Consider the following 17,865-nt stretch of genomic DNA (forward strand, 5'->3'; position numbering starts at 1 on the left):
TCTCGTTCAGGCTTCCGGCGCGACGTAGCGCGGGAAGACCGGCTTGGGTGCTTCGAGCGGCGTTCCGGACACGAGGCGCCCGGCTTCGCCGAGATGGGCGAAATCGCGACGGTCGGCCGGTACGGCGACGAGATCCAGGAGTTTTCCCGCCGATTCCGGCATGAATGGCTGCAGAAGGATCGCGACCTGGCGAACGACCTCCGCCGTGACGTAAAGCACGGTTGCCATGCGGCTCGGATCGGTCTTCTTCAGCGCCCAGGGTTCCTGGCCTGCGAAGTAGCGGTCGGTCTCGGAAACGACAGCGATGATCGCCGCAAGTGCGCGATGAATGAGCTGCTTGCCCATTTCCTCGCGTGCGGTGTCGATCAGCGAGTCGGCGGCGGCGAGCATCGCCTTGTCTTCGTCGGTCAGCGGTCCACAGAGCGGAATCTGGCCGTCACAATTCTTGACGATCATCGACAGGGAACGGCTGGCGAGATTGCCGATACCGTTGGCGAGGTCGGAATTGATGCGGGTCGCTATCCCCTCCTCGCTGTAGCTGCCGTCCTGGCCGAACGAGACTTCGCGAAGGAAGAAATAGCGGATCTGATCGAGGCCGAAATGCTCGACCAGATTGAACGGATCGACCACGTTGCCGAGCGACTTCGACATCTTCTCGCCCTTGTTGAGCAGGAATCCGTGAGCGAAGACGCGCTCGGGAAGCGGAAGACCGGCCGACATCAGGAATGCCGGCCAATAGACGGCGTGGAAACGGATGATATCCTTGCCGATGACGTGGATGTTTGCGGGCCAGAACTTCGCGCGCGGACCCGTCGGGTCGGTCAGATAGCCGGTGGCGGTGACGTAGTTGGTCAGCGCGTCGACCCACACATACATGACATGAGCGGGATCGTTCGGAACTTTGATTCCCCAGTCGAATGTGGTGCGCGAGACGGAGAGGTCCTTCAGGCCCGACTTGACGAAGGAAATGACCTCGTTGCGCCGTTCCGCCGGACCGATGAAGTCGGGATTTTCCTCGTAGTGCTTGAGGAGCTTGTCCTGGTAGGCGGACAGCCGGAAGAAATAGCTCTCTTCCTCCACCCATTCCACGGGCGTTCCCTGCGGTCCGTAACGTACGCCGTCGCCGCGCAGTTCCGTCTCGTTTTCCTGGTAATAGGCCTCGTCTCGAACGGAATACCACCCGGCATAGGAATCCTTGTAAAGGTCGCCCGCCTCGCCCATGCGGATCCAGATCGCCTGCGAGGCCTCGTGGTGGCGCTGTTCGGTCGTGCGGATGAAATCGTCGTTGGAGGCGTTGAGCAGCCGCGCCATATTCTGGAACTCGGCCGAATTGCGGGCGGCAAGCTCCTGCGGCGAAATTCCTTCCTTCTTCGCCGTCTGCTGCATCTTCTGTCCATGCTCGTCCGTCCCAGTCAGGAAGAAGACCTCACGCCCGTCAAGCCGCTGAAAGCGTGCCATGGCATCCGTCGCGATCAGTTCATAGGCATGACCGATATGCGGCTTGCCGTTCGGATAGGAAATCGCGGTGGTGATGTAGAACGGGGACGTATCTCTCATAGCGGGCTTCGATATCCTCGGGACAGAAACTATGGGGTGCTATTACCGCATCGCCTTCGGGTAGGAAACCGGTAGATCACGTTGAATTTAGGCCGGAGCGACCTGACCATGGCCGTGAACCGTCTTCGAGGGGGAAAATTCGGGCTCCGCGGAAACCTCGCATACCCTTCTCCACCCGGAGCGCAAGAGAAAGCTTCTCTCCAGCCGCGGGGCTTCCCGCGATATCAAACGGGATTGACACGAAAGATCGTCTGGAACAAAACAAAAACAAACGGGGGGAGAGTGTGTGCTCAACGAACTCAGACGAAAATTCGAGAAAGCGTCGGCGGGCTATGCAGCGATGCATTCGATCAGCCGTGATCCGGATTGGTTTATATTGAAACTGCAGGAGGAAATGGGGGAACTGACGCAGGCCTGGAACAACGCCACAGGACGGGGGCGCGACCGGCAGGTCTCCCCGGAGACGCTGCGCCAGTCGATCGCCGACGAAACGGCCGATCTCCTCGGCCACGTTCTGCTCTTCGCCCACCACAACGATATAGACCTGGCTGCGGCAATCGAGCGAAAATGGAAGTTCGCTCCCGACCTATAGAGCTTCCTTGAGATCATCGAGGAGGGAAAGAACCGTCTGCTTGCGGTCGAGGTTATAGGCCGCGCTCAGCGTCAGGCGTTCGCCAACGGTGCTGGACAGCCTGGCGAACCGTTCGGCCGCGCCGACGTCGCCGGCGATCGCCGCCTCGCGAGCCATCCGCATGATGCGCCCCGACAGCAGCGACGAAAAGAAATCGAAGATCGTTTCGCTGTCCTTGCCCGAAAGCACGTCGGCCAGCTTGTGCATGTTCTTGCGGACAGCCTGCCCCGCCAGAATGTCTTCGAAAGCCTCGGCTATATCCAGCCCGCCATAGTTGACGAGCTTCAGCGCCTCAGAAACGCTGCCGTTTGCGGCGGCGAGGACGCGCTCTGCATTCAGGCCCGCGAGATCGAGCCCGAGATGCGCAAGCGCCTGGCGCAGGGCCTCCGTGTCCAGAGGCTTCAGCCGCAAAGGCAGGCAACGCGAGCGGATGGTCGGCAGGAGTTTTCCCGGCGCATGGGTGAGCACCAGAAACAGCGAACGGCGCGGCGGCTCCTCCAACATCTTCAAAATGGCATTGGCGGCGTTGCGGTTGAGATCGTCGGCCGGATCAATGATGACGATGCGCCAGTTTCCGGTGCCCGACGTCTGGCCGAAGAACTTGCCGGCGCGGCGAACCTCGTCGACCGTGATCGCGCCCTTCGTCCTGCCCGTCTTTTCGTCCACTGGGCGCGCGAGATGCAGGAGATTGTGCGATGCGCCCGAACCGAGCTGTCTCGTGACGATAGAGGCGGGATCAGGGTCGGCAAGCCTTTCGGGGGCGTCTGCCGGATCCGGATGGCTCAGGACATGATTGGCGAAGCGGAAGGCGAGTGTGGCCTTGCCTATCCCCTCCGGCCCTTCGATCAGGATCGCGTGATGACCCTTACCGGACCGGTAGCTCTGCGCGAGAAAGGCTTCCGCCTCCCGATGACCGAAGAGCTTGCTGTTCATCACGGGAGCAAGCGCGCCCTCCAGCACACCTGGCTGTTCCGGGGTCATGACGTCGCTTCCGCATTCGAGGGTTGCGGCTTGCCCTCAAGCGGCAATAGCGCCTCGACGAGACTCAATACTTCGGCAGCGATCGCGGTCGGCGGACGGTTGGCATCGACGACGCGGCATCGCTCCGGATCGGCCGCGGCAATATCGAGAAAGGCTTCGCGCCGCTTTTCATGCGTCGCCAGCTGTTCCTTTTCAAATCGGTCGGGACTGTCGTTTGCGGCGCGCCGGCGGGCGCGCTCCAGCCCGACCGAGGCGGGAAGATCGAAAATGATGGTGCAGTCGGGAATGACACCGTTCACCGCAACGCGTTCCATGGTCTCGACGAAAGCCGGTTCCAGATTGCCCGTCACGCCCTGATAGACGCGCGAGGAATCCATGAACCGATCGCAAAGGACGATCGTTCCTTGCTGGAGCGCCGGCCGGATCACCTCCTCGACATGGTCGCTGCGGGCGGCCGCAAAGAGGATCGCCTCCATCCGGACTCCGAAGGACTCCGCCGCGCCCGAAAGAAGGACGTGGCGAACGGCTTCGGCACCCGCGGAGCCTCCCGGCTCGCGCGTGGTGAGCACGCGGTAGCCGCGCGCGCTCAGCGCTTGCGCAAGAAGGCGCATCTGGGTCGACTTGCCGGCCCCCTCCCCCCCCTCGAATGTTATGAACAAACCCTTGGTCAGCGACACTTCAATTCCCGGATCGGCGTGCATTATCGTCTCTGTTTAGCCGATCGGTCCCGCGGAAGGAACCGTCGCAAAGCGCATTTGTCACAGCCAGAAGAACAGCAGTTCCTGCAGCGCGTCGAGCGCCCGGCTCGTGAGCGTTCCGGACTCGACCGCCCTCGCCGTCTTCACGGGAACTTCCCGCAGCAGCTTGTCCCCGTTCCAGAGCTTGACGACGCCGACCTGCTGACCGGCAGCCACGGGTGCGTTGAGCGGCCATTTGTAGACGATGCGTGCCGTCAGCCGTTCGGGATTTTTTACCGGCAGCAGAACGTCGACCGGGCTGCCCGCCACGAGCGCCACTCGGGAATCCGCACCGCCGTAGACGCTCGCCTCTCCGATGGTTTCACCATCTGCGAAAATGCGCCGTTTCTCGAAAGCGGTCATCGCCCAATCCAGGACCCTGCGGCTCTCGTCGATTCTCTCCTTTTCGCTCTCGAGGCCCCCCATCGCGAGAAAGACGCGGCCGTCGCCGCGTTGCATCGAGACGGCGAGCGAGAAGCCGAAACCCTCCGCAAAGCCGGTCGCCAACCCGTCGACGCCGACATTTGCCGCGATCAGAGGGTTCTTGTTGCGCTGAAGGATCTTGTTCCACTCGAATTCCGGCTGCGAATAGAGCCGATAGTAATTCGGGTGCGCCTCGTACAGGTGCCGCGTAAGGGCGACGAGTTCGCGCATCGTGATCTTGTTTTCCGGATGCGGCAGCCCCGTGGCATTCCTGAATGTGGCGACCGGCAGCCCTAGCTCGCGGGCCCGCTTGGTCATCAGTTCGGCAAAAGCAGCCTCGCTGCCAGCCATTCCCTCAGCCAGGACAATGCACGCATCATTGGCGAGTTGCACCGTTGCGCCCTGGATGAGATCCGCAACGCGGATCCTGGATTTGATCGCGGCGAACATCGTTGCAGTGCCGGAGGGGGCCCCGCCTGTACGCCACGCATGTTCAGAAACCTGGAAACTCGTCTCGGACGTCAGTTCGCCCTTATCCAGGGCCTCGAAAACCACCTCCATCGCCATGAGTTTGGCGAGCGAGGCAGGCGGGACGGGTGCATCCTCGTCGCGTGAAAAGAGCACTGTGCCCGTCTCGGCATCGACGAGATATATCTGCTTCGCTTTGGTGTCGAAGGCGGGCGTCTGCGCGACCGCTTGCCCCGAAACGATGGCCGCGAGGAAACCTACGACCGCAAGCCACTTCATGCGCATGAGAAACTCCGGTTCTGCATGGGCATATCAGCGCGAAAAGCCCTCTTCAACCGGCGTCAGCGCGAGTCGGCGTTTCGGTACTGGCGCTTCGCATAGGCGAGAATGGAATCGGGGGTCAGCGGATTGCGATCGACCATGATCGCCTCGAAGGGCGAAGGCTTGTCGCTGACGCGAACTTCGACGTAGGCCGCAGCATAGGCCATGCTGCCATCCGGCAGCGGGATCAATTGCGGGCGCGACGTCGGCATGGGGCCGATCTGCGGCAGAACGACGAATTCGCCGAAGGCGCTTGGTGCCGCCGAGGCCTGCGCCGGCTTTGCGAGCGCGTTCACCGGCACGCCGGCATCGAGCGTCGATCTGTTCGGAACCGGAACGGCGCGGAGATTCGGAACCATGTCGCGCAGCGGCTCGTTGGAAGCCACCATCACGCCTGAGGCGATCTGCCCTTCCGGCATCACGCTCGGGCCACGGTCGCCCTTCCTGACGTACGAAGCCATGAGGTAGGGCATGTCATTGCCTTCGAGGGGCGCACGACCGACATATTGAACGCGAACATTGGCGCTTCCCTTGCGCTTGATGTCCAGCAGGTCGGCGGTTTTCGAAGAGACGTCGATGATCCGGCCGTATTCATAGGGGCCGCGATCATTGACACGGACGATGACGGACGTGCCGTTCTCCAGGTTGGTCACGCGCGCATAGCTCGGCAACGGAAACGTCGGGTGAGCGGCCGAAAGGTGATGCTTGTCATAGACCTCGCCATTGGCCGTCAGCCGGCCGTGGAAGGCAGACCCGTACCAGGAGGCCATCCCGCTCTTGTTGTAGCCGAAATCCTCCTTCGGCTGATACCACTTGCCCTTGACCTGATAGGGTTTCCCTACCTGGTAGCGGCCACCGCCCTTGGGAATGTTGTTTCCGGTAGCGACTCTGGGGCTGGCTTTGACGCCATAGACGGACTCGGCGAAGTATTCCTTGCTCCGCGACTTGGTCTTCTTGACGCTCGACGTCGACCCGCAGGCCGCAAGCACCGCGCAAAGCAACGGAACCGCTGCGAGACGGAGCCCCCTCACAAGATATGCCGCACCGTTATTGGATGTCATCTGTCCCACAAGATCATTCGCAAAGCCGCACCCGAAATCCGCTCCTGCAGCGCTCGCGCATCCGACCGAACGCGCAACGATCGTCGCAATCGTGCAGTAGTTCCCCCCGCGAGAATTTCGCCGTCCCGAAACGGAACAGTCGAACAATCATGACAACAACAAGGCGAAATTGCGAACCGGAGGACGAACGGAGGCAAAAAAACGCTCGCTATGGTTTACGAAACGTAAATGAGTCGCTGGACCATGGTCCGATAGAGCGCGCCAAAGGTCCGAAACCCGTTGCCGGGTTTCCCTGCCGATACATATCGCAATAAGCACCCGCGTGGCTCGTCGGCCGCGGGGTGCGGCGGCCTCAGAGCTGGCCGAAGCTTCCCGTCGGTGCAACTCTGAGGCTCCGTCCCCGGTTGGCGTGGTGCCCGTGCTCCGGCCCAAGTCCGAGAGGATCTCGCAATGGACGACAGATACGATTATGGGCCGCCGGAGCGACGGGCGGCAACCGGCCTCCCCCTAGGCATAATGCTCCTGTCGATGTTGGCGATTGCCGTTTATCTGCTTGCCGGAGCGGCGCTCCTGGACGGCAGAAGTCGGGATGTCGCGGCCTACGTCGCCCGGGCAGGCGACGAAAGTCCGACTGCGGCGCCGGACAGCGGACGGCGCCCGTGACGATGGCCCACAACCGTGCCACGGGCGTATGCGGCGCGGCACGCCTCGAATGCAAGCAAATGCTCCGGAGCAAGTTGACGCTGTGATCAAAGCTGCTAAAAAGCCAGCCGTTGGTGAATGGGCAGCAAACCCGGTAGCGATCGCCGGTTTATCGAGAACTCGGAAACGAATTTCACGAAGCTCCGCAATCACCTGGAAGAGTGGCCGAGCGGTTTAAGGCACCGGTCTTGAAAACCGGCGTGCGTGAAAGCGTACCGTGGGTTCGAATCCCACCTCTTCCGCCATTTCGGAGTTGATCCGGGCACGCCGGAATTCCCAGCTTCTCGTCACTGATGGCCGTCTTCCCCAGCCGCAAGGCTCGTGGCTGCCCTGCCCTTCCGACGCTCTGCGTCACCTGCCGGAGCGGAAGAAGCTGCTTGGGACTCCATCGCGAAGGGGCGATATTCGGGTGGGTGAATTGCAGCGTGCCCTACCGGGCGGCAAGGGTGAAGCCGGCAAACGGAATGCACTGGCGCGCGGGGCCGAAAAATCTTATACAATGGGTGACCAGTGGGGTCGTAGCTCAGTTGGGAGAGCGCCGCAATCGCACTGCGGAGGTCGAGGGTTCGACTCCCTTCGACTCCACCATTCCCCTCTTTTGTCCAGCCCGGAGACCCAGGTAACGGATCTTACCTGAGCTAACATCCACCGATGCCGGACGTCAGGTTGCAGAGCCCGGGCGATGCCGCGGCTCGGCTGCGCTTGCCAAAAAAGCTGATTTGAGAGAAAGTTTTAGTCTGACCCGTTCGAGGTCTGGGCAACTCCCGCGAGTGGAGAAAAACATGCCTGTTAAATCTTTGGTGGCAGCCGTAATTTTTTCCCTCTTCGCCCTTTCGGGGTGCGCCAGCACAGGCTCGACCAACACGACCTATACTCAGTGGTACGGGCCCTATCCCGAGCCTGAATTCGACGTTCTTACGCCGGGCGGACTGCGCCTTGCCTATTAGCATGGCATAGGCGAGCGACTGGGCCGGCCGCTGTAAGCCAAACATGCGAGAGCGTATCGCCCCTGCCCCCAGATTCCGAGCGATCGCCATCGCACGCCGCATGAGAAGCGGGCAGGCATTCAGCAGCAAGCGGTATTCACGGAATTTTAGGCACTTGCGGAACACATATGGAACAGATAGTTTCTGTTCTTGATTTGTTTCGCGATTCTGGAGTGACGCCATGCTGACCCGCAAGCAACAGGAATTGCTTCTGTTCATTCATGAACGAATGAAGGAATCCGGGGTTCCGCCGTCCTTCGACGAGATGAAAGATGCCCTGGACCTTGCCTCCAAATCGGGCATCCATCGTCTGATCACCGCACTCGAAGAGCGCGGGTTCATTCGCCGGCTACCGAATCGCGCGCGGGCCCTCGAAGTCATCAAGCTGCCGGAGGCATATGCCGGCGCTTCGCAGGTCCGCCGCGGCTTTTCGCCGAGCGTGATCGAAGGCAGTCTGGGCAAGCCTGCGGCCCCGCCCCCCGCACCGAAACCGGCGCCCCCGGCCGAGATCGCGTCGGTCGCTGTCCCGGTCATGGGCCGCATTGCCGCCGGCGTGCCGATTTCCGCAATCCAGAACAACATGCACGATATTTCCGTACCGGTCGAAATGATCGGCAGCGGCGAGCACTACGCTCTCGAGATCAAGGGTGATTCGATGATCGAGGCCGGCATCCTCGATGGCGATACGGTGATCATCCGGAACGGAAGCACTGCCACCCCCGGGGATATCGTCGTCGCCCTGATCGACGACGAGGAAGCAACTCTGAAGCGTTTCCGTCGCAAGGGCGCCTCTATTGCGCTCGAAGCCGCCAATCCGGCTTACGAGACACGGATATTCGGTCCGGATCGGGTCAAGATCCAAGGCAGGCTTGTCGGCCTCATCCGGCGGTACCACTAGCCTCCCGACGAGGTGTGCAGGCGTTTCTCACGGAAGTACGCAATTTCAACGCGTTAGAAGTGGGGGCATTGCGCCTTGGGGCGCTATGGCCACGCCTCCACAGAACCGAAGCTATATTATACAGAATAAAAAAGACCCTATTCCAAATGTACCCTCTTGCGGATTGCGGGCAATCATTCTAAATCCGCGCCACGATTTGAAAAATCGCAAATCGTAGAGGCCTCGTGGCGGAGTGGTGACGCAGAGGACTGCAAATCCTTGTACCCCGGTTCAATTCCGGGCGAGGCCTCCAAAATTTTCCACAATGATATCAAAGCGATAAGTGGCAAAGAGCTTCGTGTTGTGCGAATGCGGATGTCGCATCTCGTTGCAACTGGATTCCCTTGATTTTCAACGGCTTCCCGGCACACTCGGCAAATCCGTGCAACATCGTTCTACAAGACCGGCGGGTCATTTTTCTTTGCCTTGCGCTTGGTCGGCTTTCGTTTGGAAACCGCCCGGCCGATGGCACGGCCGTGATCAGGCCGGCGCAGCTCGGCTATCTGATCGAAGGCATCGACTGGCGACTGGCGAATGCCGCAAAAAAACCTGGCGTCGACGTCGGCCGGATGAGCAAAACCGCTGGCACGGCGGGAGCGAATATGATTCCATGCCGTCATGACCGATGCGGCCGATCAGCTTGCCGACGACCTCACCAGTGCGCACGCGATGATCCTCGCAAAACGCGCGGCACGACGTGGGGCGGAAGCCGTTGCCGCTCGGGCTCAGGCGGTGAACTCGCACTCGGATGCACTGATTGCCCGGCTCCGGCTCGAGATCGAGAAGCTGAAGCGCGACATCCATGGCAGCCGCTCGGAGCGCAAGGCCAGGCTTCTCGAACAGATGGAGTTGCAGCTCGAGGAGTTGGAGGCTAACGCCGGTCAAGACGAAGAGATCAAGCTGCCTGACCTGCGGCCCTGTGAGACGGTGATTGGAAGTTAAAGGGAAACACGGTGCGGACCCAAAAAGAGATTAAAGCTGACCTGCTTGCGGCGCTAAACTCCGTCGGCGACGAAAGACTGGCGCTCTTGGGCTTCGAACGACGAGAGGGTTCGTTTACCTACATGCGAATCCTGGAGGAAGCCGAGCAGGACATCGTTTTCGCAGCGGATTGCTTCCCCACGTATCAGCCGGACGAAGAAATGCACCTTCACCCGGCCATGCGGCTTGGCATGAGATCTGTAACCAAGGCGACGCTAGAACTGGTGGCGGGCAACAAATCTCTTTTGGCGGATGCGCCAGAAATCATCGTGAGCCAGCCAATTGAGTTCACTGCACCAAAGGAGCAACACGTCAGATGGTTTGCAAGCGGCAGTGATCAAATGAAGGCGCGTATTCGTGAGATTGTTGCCTTTATTGAACGATGGCCAGCCCCATTTCTTGATGAGATCCGAACTCCACATGACTTGATCAAGATTTACGAACGGGGCGATGAGCGAATGCTCAAGCAACGGCATTGGTACCTGTTTTTGGCCGCAGCGCAGATGGTCTCCCATGGGAACCGCGCCGACGCACTCTCCGTCTTGGAAAATAATCTTCGCGCCCCAGGCTTGAGGAAACGCTACGCCGTCGCCTTCGAGACCTTATCCAAAGGCCATCCACTCAGATCTGCTGTCGGCATTTCGGACCCTGGGGCAAGCTAGTCATTCGCAAATCATGCCGAAAATTCTTGAAGGTCTCTAGCTGCGGCCTTCACCGGATGCTTACCGTAAACATTGCGATCCGCGCCATGCATGTAATTCTCGACGAGTTCCGCATCTGACGAATTGCCGCAGAGGGAGTGCCGACATCCCAATTGAATTCAATAGACGGGGCAATGTTCGCTGATGACTTCATAGCCGGGCCCAAGTTCCCGTCTGATCTCCTCAACAAGCTGGTAAACTGCTTCGGCAAATCTGAGATCTTCTGCTTTTGACCATGGGCTAGGTCCCGGAGGATTGTTCCAACCCAGTGCTGTATCATGCCACACTGCCATGCCGTGCAATCGCTCTCGGATTTCATTCGGCAAAGACAGCTTGTCCTCAATAGGCCCTACGTCAAAGCGTTGATGAGCAGCGTCATTGGCGCACCAAAGAACTCCACCACCCCATTCAAAGAACAATTTAATTTTCGGAACTTCGCTCACAGGGAGAACCTCGTAGCGTTTGCTGTATGCATCCGGCGAGGGCCACGCGTAACAGCGGGTTATTCGTCGCCAGCGAAAAAGTGTATCTCCATGAGCCGGGGCTCATAATCGCCCTGGAAAAAGTATAATTCGGACTTCGTCTCGAGAACGATTTTGCTGACTATCTCGCTGCCATCGGCTTGACTGAATTCCTCGTAGAAAATCCGCAACGAGGCTAACAGTGCTTTAGCAGATGATAACGAGATGCCCGGTTGGAAGCCGCCGACGTCGACCTCAATCCCCTCGACTAGACGTATAGCAGACCTTTTCGGTTGCGGCTCACTATGATGTGCATTCCACAGTTCGAGCCACACCCTCTCAACTTCGACACAATTGCTACGTGTTCGCAAAGAAAACTCAAAATCGGCATATCCCAACTGGCACGTGAATTCGTCTTCGATACCGAAATCCCAGCGGTCTGGAACTCCTAAGAACTTCCCCAATTTTTCCAACTTGGATCCAGGAACGAGAGGGTAATCGCTCGTTCCGACGAGCATGGAAGTGATTGCTATGACCCTCATTGCATTGCCTTCTTCTCGAAAGTGCGGCGGTGGGGAAAATTCACGAATGAGATCAGGGGGCGCAGGTTAGGCACTGATCTTTAGAGACTTCGTTGGTGCCAATTCCACGGGAGCAGGTCCTCGAGCCTGATGATCCGGGCGTCGGCGATACGAGCCAGAGTGTTGGCAAGCCAGGCCTGCGGATCGATGTCGGTGAGCTTGGCGCTCATGATCAGTGTGGCCTTGAACGCCGCGCGATCGGCACCGCGATCTGAGCCGGCAAAGAACCACTTCCTCCTGCCTGACCTATGCTGTATCTCCAAGTGGCAAGCATGGTGAAGTAATTGATGATACACAAGAAGACCAAAAGTATCCACGCGCCAATTGGCGTAAGGTCTGCATCGACAGATGTGTAGGACACGTAAATCGTCCAAAGCGCGTCTGCAAATTCAGCGATGACGTGCAAAGTAAGTGCAACTGCGACGCCCCTGCGAACGCCCTGTGAGAAACATACTGGTCCGAAAGCATAGAGCACGATTACACTAGTTGCTAAGACAGAGAAGATATCGTTCACGACTCTCCACATTGTGAGCTCACCAAAGCCGCCCATCAAAAGCCCTAGCTCGGCAAGACCAAAGAGCACGTTAAGGCACGCGAACAGTTTCCACGCCAAAGCTGGTTTTCCTCTGTGCTCGAAATGCATGAATCAAGGCCTAAGCGACGGCTTCGCAAATTGCAATCACGATTGAGACAACTGTAACGATAGCTCGCCTGAAGAGGCGAGCTATGCGGTAAATCGCCCTCGACCTTGGGGAATGGAAGGCGGCCGCGTGCCCGCGATCGGTGCAAGGTCTGTGAATTTCATTGTGGTCAATCCTTGCTGCGTGCTACCCGCGAGGCGTCCAGGAGGCGGATTAATGCAAGGGCTACCTGCCGAGCGCGCGACGGCGATCTCGGTAGCGCCCAAAACGGGTCAGACGGGGGAACAAATGAAGCTAGCAATGTTCAACGAGCGCTGTTGGCTTCACGACGCATCATTTCTCGACTTCGGATTTGAGACTGGGAAAATCACCTTCCGGACAGAGCTATGCCACGACCTCGGCATGCCCGGACCGCTCCCGCCGCCTGGGACCGACGACTACGCGACCGGCATTGTCGAAATTTCCGGTGTCCACATCCTTGATGGAGATCCACAAGCGTTTGCAAAGAGCGTCGACGGCGAAATACTGTCTCTGCTACCCATTGCCTCGTCGTCTCCGTTCTTGGATCGTGCTCAGCTCAATGCGTTCTTGAAATTGGGCGCGAGCGACGCTCCTGACACCTTTGCCTGCATTGACTTTGAACTTACGGAAATCGTCATCACTTTTCAGGACAGATCGGCCCTGAATTGAAGGCCCCGTACACCTTCACGACATAAATTGCAGGCTTGCCGACCTCATGGCCGGCATAGAGCTGGATGCCGGTGCGCGCGGTGCGGACGTAAGCTCGCGTGCCCGCGATCGGCGCAAGGTCTGTGAATTTTCATTATCGTCAATCCTTGCTGCGTGCTACCCGCGATTGCGTACAGGAGGCGGAATCAATGCAAAAACTGGTGGACCTCAAAGAGCCTGAAATCTGGCGCGGCGCAATCTTCCGCGTGAAGGGCTCTCGTCCCTACGAGGCAGCACGCCCTCTTGGGATGATGGTGGCAACGGGTTACAGCGCGGGACATACGTTCCTTCATCTGCCGCTGGAGGCACTCGTCTCACGAGACAAGGCCATTTCTACCGCTTGGCTGAAGGCAAACTGGATGCAGTGGGTCTACCCCGAGTGCCCGGTCGAGGAAGTGCTCTTTATCGAGCGTTACGTGATTCAGCAGTAGGCGAACGGATGAATTTCGAGACGTTGGAGTATCAGGAAATCGCCGCCAAGTTGAAGCGCCAGGGATGGGCAATCATATACATCTGGTCGGGCGAGCGCGATGCCTTCAAAGACTGGCTCTCCGAGAGCCAGAGATTGAGGCAACCGACGTCGACGGAGGCTACTCGTTCTGGGTTGTTGATCACTACTGGGAGCCTCCGCTCACCGCGAAGAACAGCTATGAAGCCTGGTATAACTTTGGCTTTGAGTTAGAACTCGACCCAGATTTAACGCCCGATCACGTCGGGTTTAGACGTAGCCGGTCTACAAGACGCTGACGACGGTGACATGGCGGCAGCAGTCAGTTCCCGCTCATCCGGCTCTTGTTCAGAAAGCTTGCCGTATGCCTCACTCGCGGCGTCGAGGCCGGGCAATGATCCGTCCTCGATGAACGGATTGACCAGAGTATCCGAGACCGCGTCACGCGGGATGATCTCCTGCCCTGGCGTCGTGCCGACCAACTGCCGGGCTGCATCGGCCTTCGTCTTGAAGACGCCGGCCTTCTCCTCCTCCGACATGCCCCAATCGAGGCGTGTCGAAGACGGCTAGGCTTTGCACGATGAAGGTCTTCACCTCATCTCTCAGTTTGCCTTTGGCCATGTTTCGGTCAGGCTCCTGTCAGTCTAGAAGCTAGTGGTTTTTGGCGAGGACGATAACGCGGTCATCATCGCGACCGATCCACTCTGACGCTCGATAGAAGAAACAATTCGGGTAATCTTCCATGTAAGGCTTTTCGCGCACATGCAAGTTTGCGCGGACTGATTTCCAGAATTCAAAGCATTCGTCTTCGGCTATCCAACGGAGCGGCATCCCAACGTCAGCCTCAACGAATTTCGTCGGCCCTTCGCGAAGCATTGTCACGATGTCTTCTTCAGAGAGGACCTCCCTAAAACATTCGCCAAACTCTCCCTCGCCATCCCAAAGCCTTACCAGTGGATCACCTAGGTACGTGCGCTGTCGATCGTTCATTTTCTGCCCCTACCGGCGCCGTCTGGGCGGCTTCCCTACGTGTGACTCCAAAGGCCACGTGTCGAACCTTGTCAACAGTAGTTACGCGATGAGCTGGCAGGTGCCGCAAGCATGGGCAATTTGCGCTCTTGCGATCTCGGGCGGGCGGTGGGCCGCATCGACGATAGCGCGGACACCGGCTGCATCTGCTCCGTACCGACGAACGGCGGCGCAGAACTCTTCCACGTCATGCCCGCTAAAGGTGAAGACCGGCCGACCGGCCGACCTGCTGAACTTCGGCGCGCCGAATGCGTCCGTTTCCTGGGCAGCGTGGTAGAGCTCGTGCTTGACCAGCGCCATGAAATCTGCGTCTCCGCACGGCCCTGCAGTATTCGGCATCCAGCGTGATGGTGAAATCCGGGACAGAGCCGACCACTGCCTCACCTGCATCTCTGCACGGGCGCGGGGCCATTTTCCCATCGCATCCTGAGGCTTCCCCTCTTCGCACTGGCCGGTGATGCGGCGGCCCCAGCGGCTGTTCTCGATGACGGTCCAGAGAAGTCGATCTCGGTATGAGCCAGATGGGCGTGCTCCGCGTTGTGGAGCGGTGACGAAGGATCGAGGAAAGTCGCCTCTACCCAGCCGGCATGTCTTCGGCCGGGACGAAAGCGGAAGAGTCGGTGTTCTCGAGATCGGGGACGGAGGATAGAGCCTCACAAGCAGCCTCCTACTTTCAGCCGAGAAAAAGCGGCGTAAATTCTTCGGGGCTGATGAAACGGCAAAGATAGTTCAAGAGCGGCTCGGTCACGCCTCGAACGTGATGACCATGGATGTTTATGGACACCTGTTTCCGCGGTCGAATGATCGGGCAGAACTGGCCCAGGCAGCGAACAATCTGCTGGGTTGATTGAAACATGACTGCGACACGCCAACCATTTCCGCAATAATTTCAACATTGGATGCAAGCCTGCAAATCCTTGTACCCCGGTTCAATTCCGGGCGAGGCCTCCAAAAAACCACCCCTATTCAGCTTTGTTACCGACAAATCTTACCTGCGTCAGACGAAGGCGAAATCCGCGCCCGCAAAGACGAAGTTGGCAGCGCTGAGGTCGGCAGCGTGGATGCCGATCAGAGTGACCTGATCGACGGTACCATTCAACTGCAGGACAGCGTTCCCGTCGGCATCGTTGCCGATGTTGGGCAAAAAATCAGCGAAGTCGTCGTAGCCATAGCCAGCGATTTGGATGACGTCCTTGTCCAATTCGAAGTCGAAGATCTCATCCCGACCACTGTTTCGTGAAAACAGGAACTGATCGGCACCGGTCTCGACCGCGAAGGCTGCGGTCAGTCGACCATCGCCCCAGAGCTGATCGTTACCGGTGCCGCCGATCAAGAGGTCGTTCCCACCCGCGGTGTCCACGCCGACCTCTGCATCGCCATACAGGACATCATTGCCTTTGCCTCCGTCGAGCAGGTCGTCGCCGCCACTGCCGCCACGTGAGAAAAGAATGTCTCCAACGAGAAAGTCATTGCCCGAACCACCATAGAGGTGGTCGTTGCCGCCGATCCCGGATTCCACGACCCCCTGGTCGAGGCCATCGCCGTAGAGCTTGTCATGGCCCTCTCCGCCCTGGAGTCGATCGTTCCCGCCAACGAAAAAATCGCCCAGGGAGAAAGCGTCGCCCGAGAGAGTATCGTCTCCGGCGCCGCCGTCGAGCCAGTCGTCTCCACCACGTCCGCTGAGGCAATCGTAGCCATCGCCATAGAGTGTATCGTTGCCTTTGCCGCCCGAGAGACGATCATTCCCTCCGGCGACGGTAGCGGAATCAATCGCATCGATCTGGAAGGCATCGCCGTACAGCGTGTCGTCGCCGGCGCCGCCGTCGAGCTGGTCGTCGCCACCACGCCCCTGATTGGAGATCGTCCAAGCGTCGCCGAAGAGCGTGTCGTTGCCCCCAAGGCCGTCAAGGCTGTCGCGGCCACCCTGCCCCGAAGACAGGAAGCCGCCGATTTCGGAGACTCCCAGGCTATTGCCGGTCGTGAACGGGTCTCCGAAGATAATGTCCGGATCGTTCGTTCCGAAGATGTGGTTGTCCAGCCCGAGCCAAGGGGCGATGCCACCGATCAGATGCGCCATTTTTCTCTCCACAGTGCTGTAAAGTAGGCGATGCTCGTCTTGGGAAACCAGGACGGCCTTCGCGGCGCCGACTTCGTCGGGCTCCGTCGGAGTGACGAGCTAACGCTATGAAAATACCGACTTCCTACGGAAGACCGTTACACCCTTTTCCTGAAAGCGCTCCAATGTTGCCGAATGTGATGTTCCTGTCTATTGACCACTTTGGATTAACTACAAGTTGTACTTTGCGACCACACTCAGCGTCCGGATACTGGAAGAAGGACGAGCTCGCCCACGCTCCCGAAGACGTCCGCGAAGGGCGAAACCTCGAGGATCGTGTGGTCTCGTGATCGGCGGTTGTGATATAGCGGTCCGTCGGCCGGCCTCATCGGGAGGGCGGCACTCGAAGCGCGACGTGATGGATATTCCTTGGGGCTACATTCAGCGCCACTTCGATTGGCTCGGGCATGTGGTCGAGGGCTTCTGTATTGCAGCAGTCGTCGCCCTCCTGTTCATGGCGATTGCACCGAGAAGGCTGGCGCTGATCATCGGCCTCGCCTTCGCCATCGGACACTTCCACGGCCGCGAGAAACGTGATTTCGAGATCAGCGCAAAGCTGCTGCCGCCTCACCTGGAGGGCTATGAAATGTGGAGGTGGAGTTGGGACCAGGCGACCGATTTCTGGCCGGTCGCTTTGGTCCTCGCCTGCGTCATTGTCGCCCTCCTGCCCAAACGACATCGAAAGCCGCGCAATTCCGACGACTGAAATGCGTGCATGCGGATGCTGGCGGAACTCTTGGCAAGGCCCACCTCTCAGGACCTGCCGGACGAGTTCGGCTTGCTGCGCCATCGGGCCCACCATACGGCCAGCTTGCGCCGCCGTCGGCGCATCGAGGGAATATCGTGCGAAAGCACGAGCAGGCCCAGAGGAACCATCCAGAAGCCCAGGATGGGCAGAAAACCGAGCAGACCGCCGAAGACGAGCAGAACGCCGATGAGCACGCGCAATGCCGGCGAATTGGGCAGGCTGATCCGCCACTTGCCGAGCACGATCTCACGCGTCTTGGGATCGATGCCAAAATGCTTCTTCGCCATCACTCTTCTTCCGTACCAATGACCCCACAGTTGGTGCCTTCTCCACAGGGCGGCAACCGCCTGCCGACATTTTTTTTGAAAAACCGCTTGGCAAATCGGAAAAGCATTTGTATTAGCAGCCTCACTTCTGCGGCGCAGATGATCCCTGGTAGCTCAGCGGTAGAGCACTCGACTGTTAATCGATAGGTCGCCGGTTCGAATCCGGCCCGGGGAGCCAGTTTCCAAAGCCCTGCACCTCACGGTGCGGGGCTTTTTCTTTGAATATTTTCAATCGCTTAACCGATCATGTAAATGCACCAAGCCTCTAAAAGGTTCGGTGCTGGCTTGCTTTTTGGTTAC

Annotated in this window: 22 protein-coding genes, 4 tRNA genes and 4 pseudogenes; 14 read left to right on the plus strand and 16 right to left on the minus strand. The window is 59.0% G+C overall.

Annotation, left to right across the window (positions count from 1 at the left end; translation table 11 throughout):
• Positions 1–6: 6 nt before the first annotated feature.
• Positions 7–1,557: a methionine--tRNA ligase gene (metG, locus tag AC5J09_RS20230; RefSeq protein ID WP_494298341.1), complete on the minus strand. Its 1,551-nt coding sequence runs from the start codon at positions 1,555–1,557 to the stop codon at positions 7–9.
• A gap of 286 nt (positions 1,558–1,843) precedes the next feature.
• Between metG and AC5J09_RS20235 the strand changes: the two genes are divergently transcribed.
• Positions 1,844–2,149, plus strand: a complete 306-nt coding sequence (locus tag AC5J09_RS20235; protein WP_100675099.1) for a pyrophosphohydrolase domain-containing protein — start codon at positions 1,844–1,846, stop codon at positions 2,147–2,149.
• Here the strand turns inward: AC5J09_RS20235 and AC5J09_RS20240 are convergent.
• From AC5J09_RS20240 to AC5J09_RS20255, 4 genes are read right to left on the minus strand one after another with little or no spacing between them, the layout of a single operon-like run.
• On the minus strand, positions 2,144–3,169 hold the full coding sequence (locus AC5J09_RS20240; protein ID WP_494298342.1) for a DNA polymerase III subunit delta': 1,026 nt from the start codon (positions 3,167–3,169) through the stop codon (positions 2,144–2,146). The two genes, AC5J09_RS20235 and AC5J09_RS20240, sit on opposite strands and share 6 nt — an antisense overlap.
• Positions 3,166–3,870, minus strand: a complete 705-nt coding sequence (gene tmk / locus AC5J09_RS20245) for a dTMP kinase (protein ID WP_100675101.1) — start codon at positions 3,868–3,870, stop codon at positions 3,166–3,168. Before tmk ends, AC5J09_RS20240 begins: the two co-directional genes overlap by 4 nt.
• Positions 3,871–3,927: 57 nt before the next feature.
• Positions 3,928–5,082 (minus strand): D-alanyl-D-alanine carboxypeptidase family protein, encoded by a 1,155-nt coding sequence (locus AC5J09_RS20250; protein WP_494298343.1) that lies wholly within the window; start codon positions 5,080–5,082, stop codon positions 3,928–3,930.
• 56 nt (positions 5,083–5,138) lie between these two features.
• A complete protein-coding gene (locus tag AC5J09_RS20255) occupies positions 5,139–6,179 on the minus strand; it encodes a septal ring lytic transglycosylase RlpA family protein (RefSeq protein WP_494298344.1) in 1,041 nt (346 codons plus the stop codon).
• 450 nt (positions 6,180–6,629) lie between these two features.
• On the opposite strand from AC5J09_RS20255, the gene AC5J09_RS20260 reads away from it, so the two are divergent.
• The 6 genes from AC5J09_RS20260 to AC5J09_RS20285 all read left to right on the plus strand — a co-directional run bounded on the left by AC5J09_RS20260 (position 6,630) and on the right by AC5J09_RS20285 (position 9,057).
• A complete protein-coding gene (locus AC5J09_RS20260; protein WP_100675104.1) occupies positions 6,630–6,842 on the plus strand; it encodes a hypothetical protein in 213 nt (70 codons plus the stop codon).
• A 194-nt stretch (positions 6,843–7,036) separates the two neighbouring features.
• Positions 7,037–7,126: transfer RNA gene (locus tag AC5J09_RS20265), tRNA-Ser, on the plus strand.
• A 267-nt stretch (positions 7,127–7,393) separates the two neighbouring features.
• Positions 7,394–7,469, plus strand: a tRNA-Ala gene (locus AC5J09_RS20270).
• Positions 7,470–7,663: 194 nt separating this feature from the next.
• Complete coding sequence (locus tag AC5J09_RS20275) at positions 7,664–7,828, plus strand: hypothetical protein (protein ID WP_013844460.1); 165 nt, start codon at positions 7,664–7,666, stop codon at positions 7,826–7,828.
• 220 nt (positions 7,829–8,048) lie between these two features.
• Complete coding sequence (gene lexA / locus AC5J09_RS20280) at positions 8,049–8,765, plus strand: transcriptional repressor LexA (RefSeq protein WP_379941060.1); 717 nt, start codon at positions 8,049–8,051, stop codon at positions 8,763–8,765.
• 218 nt (positions 8,766–8,983) lie between these two features.
• Positions 8,984–9,057, plus strand: a tRNA-Cys gene (locus tag AC5J09_RS20285).
• A gap of 142 nt (positions 9,058–9,199) precedes the next feature.
• Here the strand turns inward: AC5J09_RS20285 and AC5J09_RS20290 are convergent.
• Positions 9,200–9,424 carry a hypothetical protein gene (locus tag AC5J09_RS20290; RefSeq protein WP_494298345.1) on the minus strand — a complete coding sequence of 75 codons (225 nt, stop codon included), beginning with the start codon at positions 9,422–9,424 and terminating at the stop codon, positions 9,200–9,202.
• Here AC5J09_RS20290 and AC5J09_RS20295 point away from each other — a divergent pair.
• Both AC5J09_RS20295 and AC5J09_RS20300 read left to right on the plus strand, forming a co-directional pair.
• Positions 9,423–9,695 (plus strand): annotated as a pseudogene (locus AC5J09_RS20295) (transposase domain-containing protein); the annotation flags it as partial. The gene AC5J09_RS20290 and the pseudogene AC5J09_RS20295 overlap by 2 nt on opposite strands.
• A 62-nt stretch (positions 9,696–9,757) precedes the next feature.
• Positions 9,758–10,447 carry a hypothetical protein gene (locus AC5J09_RS20300; RefSeq protein WP_494298346.1) on the plus strand — a complete coding sequence of 230 codons (690 nt, stop codon included), beginning with the start codon at positions 9,758–9,760 and terminating at the stop codon, positions 10,445–10,447.
• A gap of 158 nt (positions 10,448–10,605) precedes the next feature.
• Here the strand turns inward: AC5J09_RS20300 and AC5J09_RS20305 are convergent, their stop codons facing one another.
• The 4 genes and pseudogenes from AC5J09_RS20305 to AC5J09_RS20320 form a co-directional block, all read right to left on the minus strand.
• Positions 10,606–10,929 (minus strand): immunity protein CdiI family protein, encoded by a 324-nt coding sequence (locus tag AC5J09_RS20305; protein WP_494298347.1) that lies wholly within the window; start codon positions 10,927–10,929, stop codon positions 10,606–10,608.
• A gap of 59 nt (positions 10,930–10,988) precedes the next feature.
• A complete protein-coding gene (locus tag AC5J09_RS20310; RefSeq protein ID WP_494298348.1) occupies positions 10,989–11,489 on the minus strand; it encodes a hypothetical protein in 501 nt (166 codons plus the stop codon).
• Between the two features lie 80 nt (positions 11,490–11,569).
• A pseudogene (locus tag AC5J09_RS20315) lies at positions 11,570–11,770 on the minus strand (transposase domain-containing protein); the annotation flags it as partial.
• The gene (locus AC5J09_RS20320) at positions 11,701–12,141 is read right to left on the minus strand and encodes a hypothetical protein (protein ID WP_494298349.1); all 441 of its coding nucleotides are present in this window, start codon (positions 12,139–12,141) and stop codon (positions 11,701–11,703) included. The gene AC5J09_RS20320 and the pseudogene AC5J09_RS20315, both read right to left, overlap by 70 nt.
• Positions 12,142–12,385: 244 nt before the next feature.
• On the opposite strand from AC5J09_RS20320, the gene AC5J09_RS20325 reads away from it, so the two are divergent.
• Together AC5J09_RS20325 and imm45 are read left to right on the plus strand one after the other, a co-directional pair.
• Positions 12,386–12,859 (plus strand): hypothetical protein, encoded by a 474-nt coding sequence (locus tag AC5J09_RS20325; protein ID WP_494298350.1) that lies wholly within the window; start codon positions 12,386–12,388, stop codon positions 12,857–12,859.
• A gap of 188 nt (positions 12,860–13,047) precedes the next feature.
• Complete coding sequence (imm45, locus tag AC5J09_RS20330) at positions 13,048–13,329, plus strand: Imm45 family immunity protein (RefSeq protein WP_494298351.1); 282 nt, start codon at positions 13,048–13,050, stop codon at positions 13,327–13,329.
• Between the two features lie 31 nt (positions 13,330–13,360).
• Here the strand turns inward: imm45 and AC5J09_RS20335 are convergent, their stop codons facing one another.
• From AC5J09_RS20335 to AC5J09_RS20350, 4 genes and pseudogenes are all read right to left on the minus strand, one after another.
• The gene (locus AC5J09_RS20335; RefSeq protein ID WP_494298352.1) at positions 13,361–13,513 is read right to left on the minus strand and encodes a hypothetical protein; all 153 of its coding nucleotides are present in this window, start codon (positions 13,511–13,513) and stop codon (positions 13,361–13,363) included.
• 81 nt (positions 13,514–13,594) lie between these two features.
• Positions 13,595–13,891: pseudogene (locus AC5J09_RS20340) on the minus strand (anti-CBASS protein Acb1 family protein); the annotation flags it as partial.
• A gap of 106 nt (positions 13,892–13,997) precedes the next feature.
• Complete coding sequence (locus AC5J09_RS20345; RefSeq protein ID WP_494298353.1) at positions 13,998–14,336, minus strand: hypothetical protein; 339 nt, start codon at positions 14,334–14,336, stop codon at positions 13,998–14,000.
• Positions 14,337–14,417: 81 nt separating this feature from the next.
• Complete coding sequence (locus tag AC5J09_RS20350) at positions 14,418–14,675, minus strand: putative metallopeptidase (protein WP_494298354.1); 258 nt, start codon at positions 14,673–14,675, stop codon at positions 14,418–14,420.
• Between the two features lie 418 nt (positions 14,676–15,093).
• Here AC5J09_RS20350 and AC5J09_RS20355 point away from each other — a divergent pair.
• Positions 15,094–15,222: pseudogene (locus AC5J09_RS20355) on the plus strand (site-specific integrase); the annotation flags it as partial.
• Between the two features lie 150 nt (positions 15,223–15,372).
• On the opposite strand, the gene AC5J09_RS20360 reads toward AC5J09_RS20355, so the two are convergent.
• The gene (locus tag AC5J09_RS20360) at positions 15,373–16,452 is read right to left on the minus strand and encodes a calcium-binding protein (protein WP_494298355.1); all 1,080 of its coding nucleotides are present in this window, start codon (positions 16,450–16,452) and stop codon (positions 15,373–15,375) included.
• Positions 16,453–16,849: 397 nt separating this feature from the next.
• Between AC5J09_RS20360 and AC5J09_RS20365 the strand changes: the two genes are divergently transcribed.
• Positions 16,850–17,197 (plus strand): hypothetical protein, encoded by a 348-nt coding sequence (locus AC5J09_RS20365; RefSeq protein WP_494298356.1) that lies wholly within the window; start codon positions 16,850–16,852, stop codon positions 17,195–17,197.
• A 47-nt stretch (positions 17,198–17,244) separates the two neighbouring features.
• Here the strand turns inward: AC5J09_RS20365 and AC5J09_RS20370 are convergent, their stop codons facing one another.
• Positions 17,245–17,526 carry a hypothetical protein gene (locus AC5J09_RS20370; protein ID WP_494298357.1) on the minus strand — a complete coding sequence of 94 codons (282 nt, stop codon included), beginning with the start codon at positions 17,524–17,526 and terminating at the stop codon, positions 17,245–17,247.
• A gap of 142 nt (positions 17,527–17,668) precedes the next feature.
• Here AC5J09_RS20370 and AC5J09_RS20375 point away from each other — a divergent pair.
• A tRNA-Asn gene (locus tag AC5J09_RS20375) sits at positions 17,669–17,743 on the plus strand.
• Positions 17,744–17,865: the final 122 nt, after the last annotated feature.

Source organism: Sinorhizobium sp., from assembly GCF_059070375.1.

What these genes read in the sequence shown, in the direction of transcription:
- imm45 (WP_494298351.1), top strand. Translation starts at nt 13,048, where the DNA reads ATGCAAAAACTGGTGGACCTCAAAGAGCCTGAAATCTGGCGCGGCGCA.
- AC5J09_RS20310 (WP_494298348.1), bottom strand. Translation starts at nt 11,489, where the DNA reads ATGAGGGTCATAGCAATCACTTCCATGCTCGTCGGAACGAGCGATTAC.
- AC5J09_RS20360 (WP_494298355.1), bottom strand. Translation starts at nt 16,452, where the DNA reads ATGGCGCATCTGATCGGTGGCATCGCCCCTTGGCTCGGGCTGGACAAC.
- tmk (WP_100675101.1), bottom strand. Translation starts at nt 3,870, where the DNA reads ATGCACGCCGATCCGGGAATTGAAGTGTCGCTGACCAAGGGTTTGTTC.
- AC5J09_RS20325 (WP_494298350.1), top strand. Translation starts at nt 12,386, where the DNA reads ATGCAAGGGCTACCTGCCGAGCGCGCGACGGCGATCTCGGTAGCGCCC.
- AC5J09_RS20370 (WP_494298357.1), bottom strand. Translation starts at nt 17,526, where the DNA reads ATGGCGAAGAAGCATTTTGGCATCGATCCCAAGACGCGTGAGATCGTG.
- AC5J09_RS20250 (WP_494298343.1), bottom strand. Translation starts at nt 5,082, where the DNA reads ATGCGCATGAAGTGGCTTGCGGTCGTAGGTTTCCTCGCGGCCATCGTT.
- AC5J09_RS20345 (WP_494298353.1), bottom strand. Translation starts at nt 14,336, where the DNA reads ATGAACGATCGACAGCGCACGTACCTAGGTGATCCACTGGTAAGGCTT.
- lexA (WP_379941060.1), top strand. Translation starts at nt 8,049, where the DNA reads ATGCTGACCCGCAAGCAACAGGAATTGCTTCTGTTCATTCATGAACGA.
- AC5J09_RS20240 (WP_494298342.1), bottom strand. Translation starts at nt 3,169, where the DNA reads ATGACCCCGGAACAGCCAGGTGTGCTGGAGGGCGCGCTTGCTCCCGTG.
- AC5J09_RS20275 (WP_013844460.1), top strand. Translation starts at nt 7,664, where the DNA reads ATGCCTGTTAAATCTTTGGTGGCAGCCGTAATTTTTTCCCTCTTCGCC.
- AC5J09_RS20255 (WP_494298344.1), bottom strand. Translation starts at nt 6,179, where the DNA reads ATGACATCCAATAACGGTGCGGCATATCTTGTGAGGGGGCTCCGTCTC.
- AC5J09_RS20260 (WP_100675104.1), top strand. Translation starts at nt 6,630, where the DNA reads ATGGACGACAGATACGATTATGGGCCGCCGGAGCGACGGGCGGCAACC.
- AC5J09_RS20290 (WP_494298345.1), bottom strand. Translation starts at nt 9,424, where the DNA reads ATGACGGCATGGAATCATATTCGCTCCCGCCGTGCCAGCGGTTTTGCT.
- metG (WP_494298341.1), bottom strand. Translation starts at nt 1,557, where the DNA reads ATGAGAGATACGTCCCCGTTCTACATCACCACCGCGATTTCCTATCCG.
- AC5J09_RS20365 (WP_494298356.1), top strand. Translation starts at nt 16,850, where the DNA reads ATGGATATTCCTTGGGGCTACATTCAGCGCCACTTCGATTGGCTCGGG.
- AC5J09_RS20350 (WP_494298354.1), bottom strand. Translation starts at nt 14,675, where the DNA reads ATGGCGCTGGTCAAGCACGAGCTCTACCACGCTGCCCAGGAAACGGAC.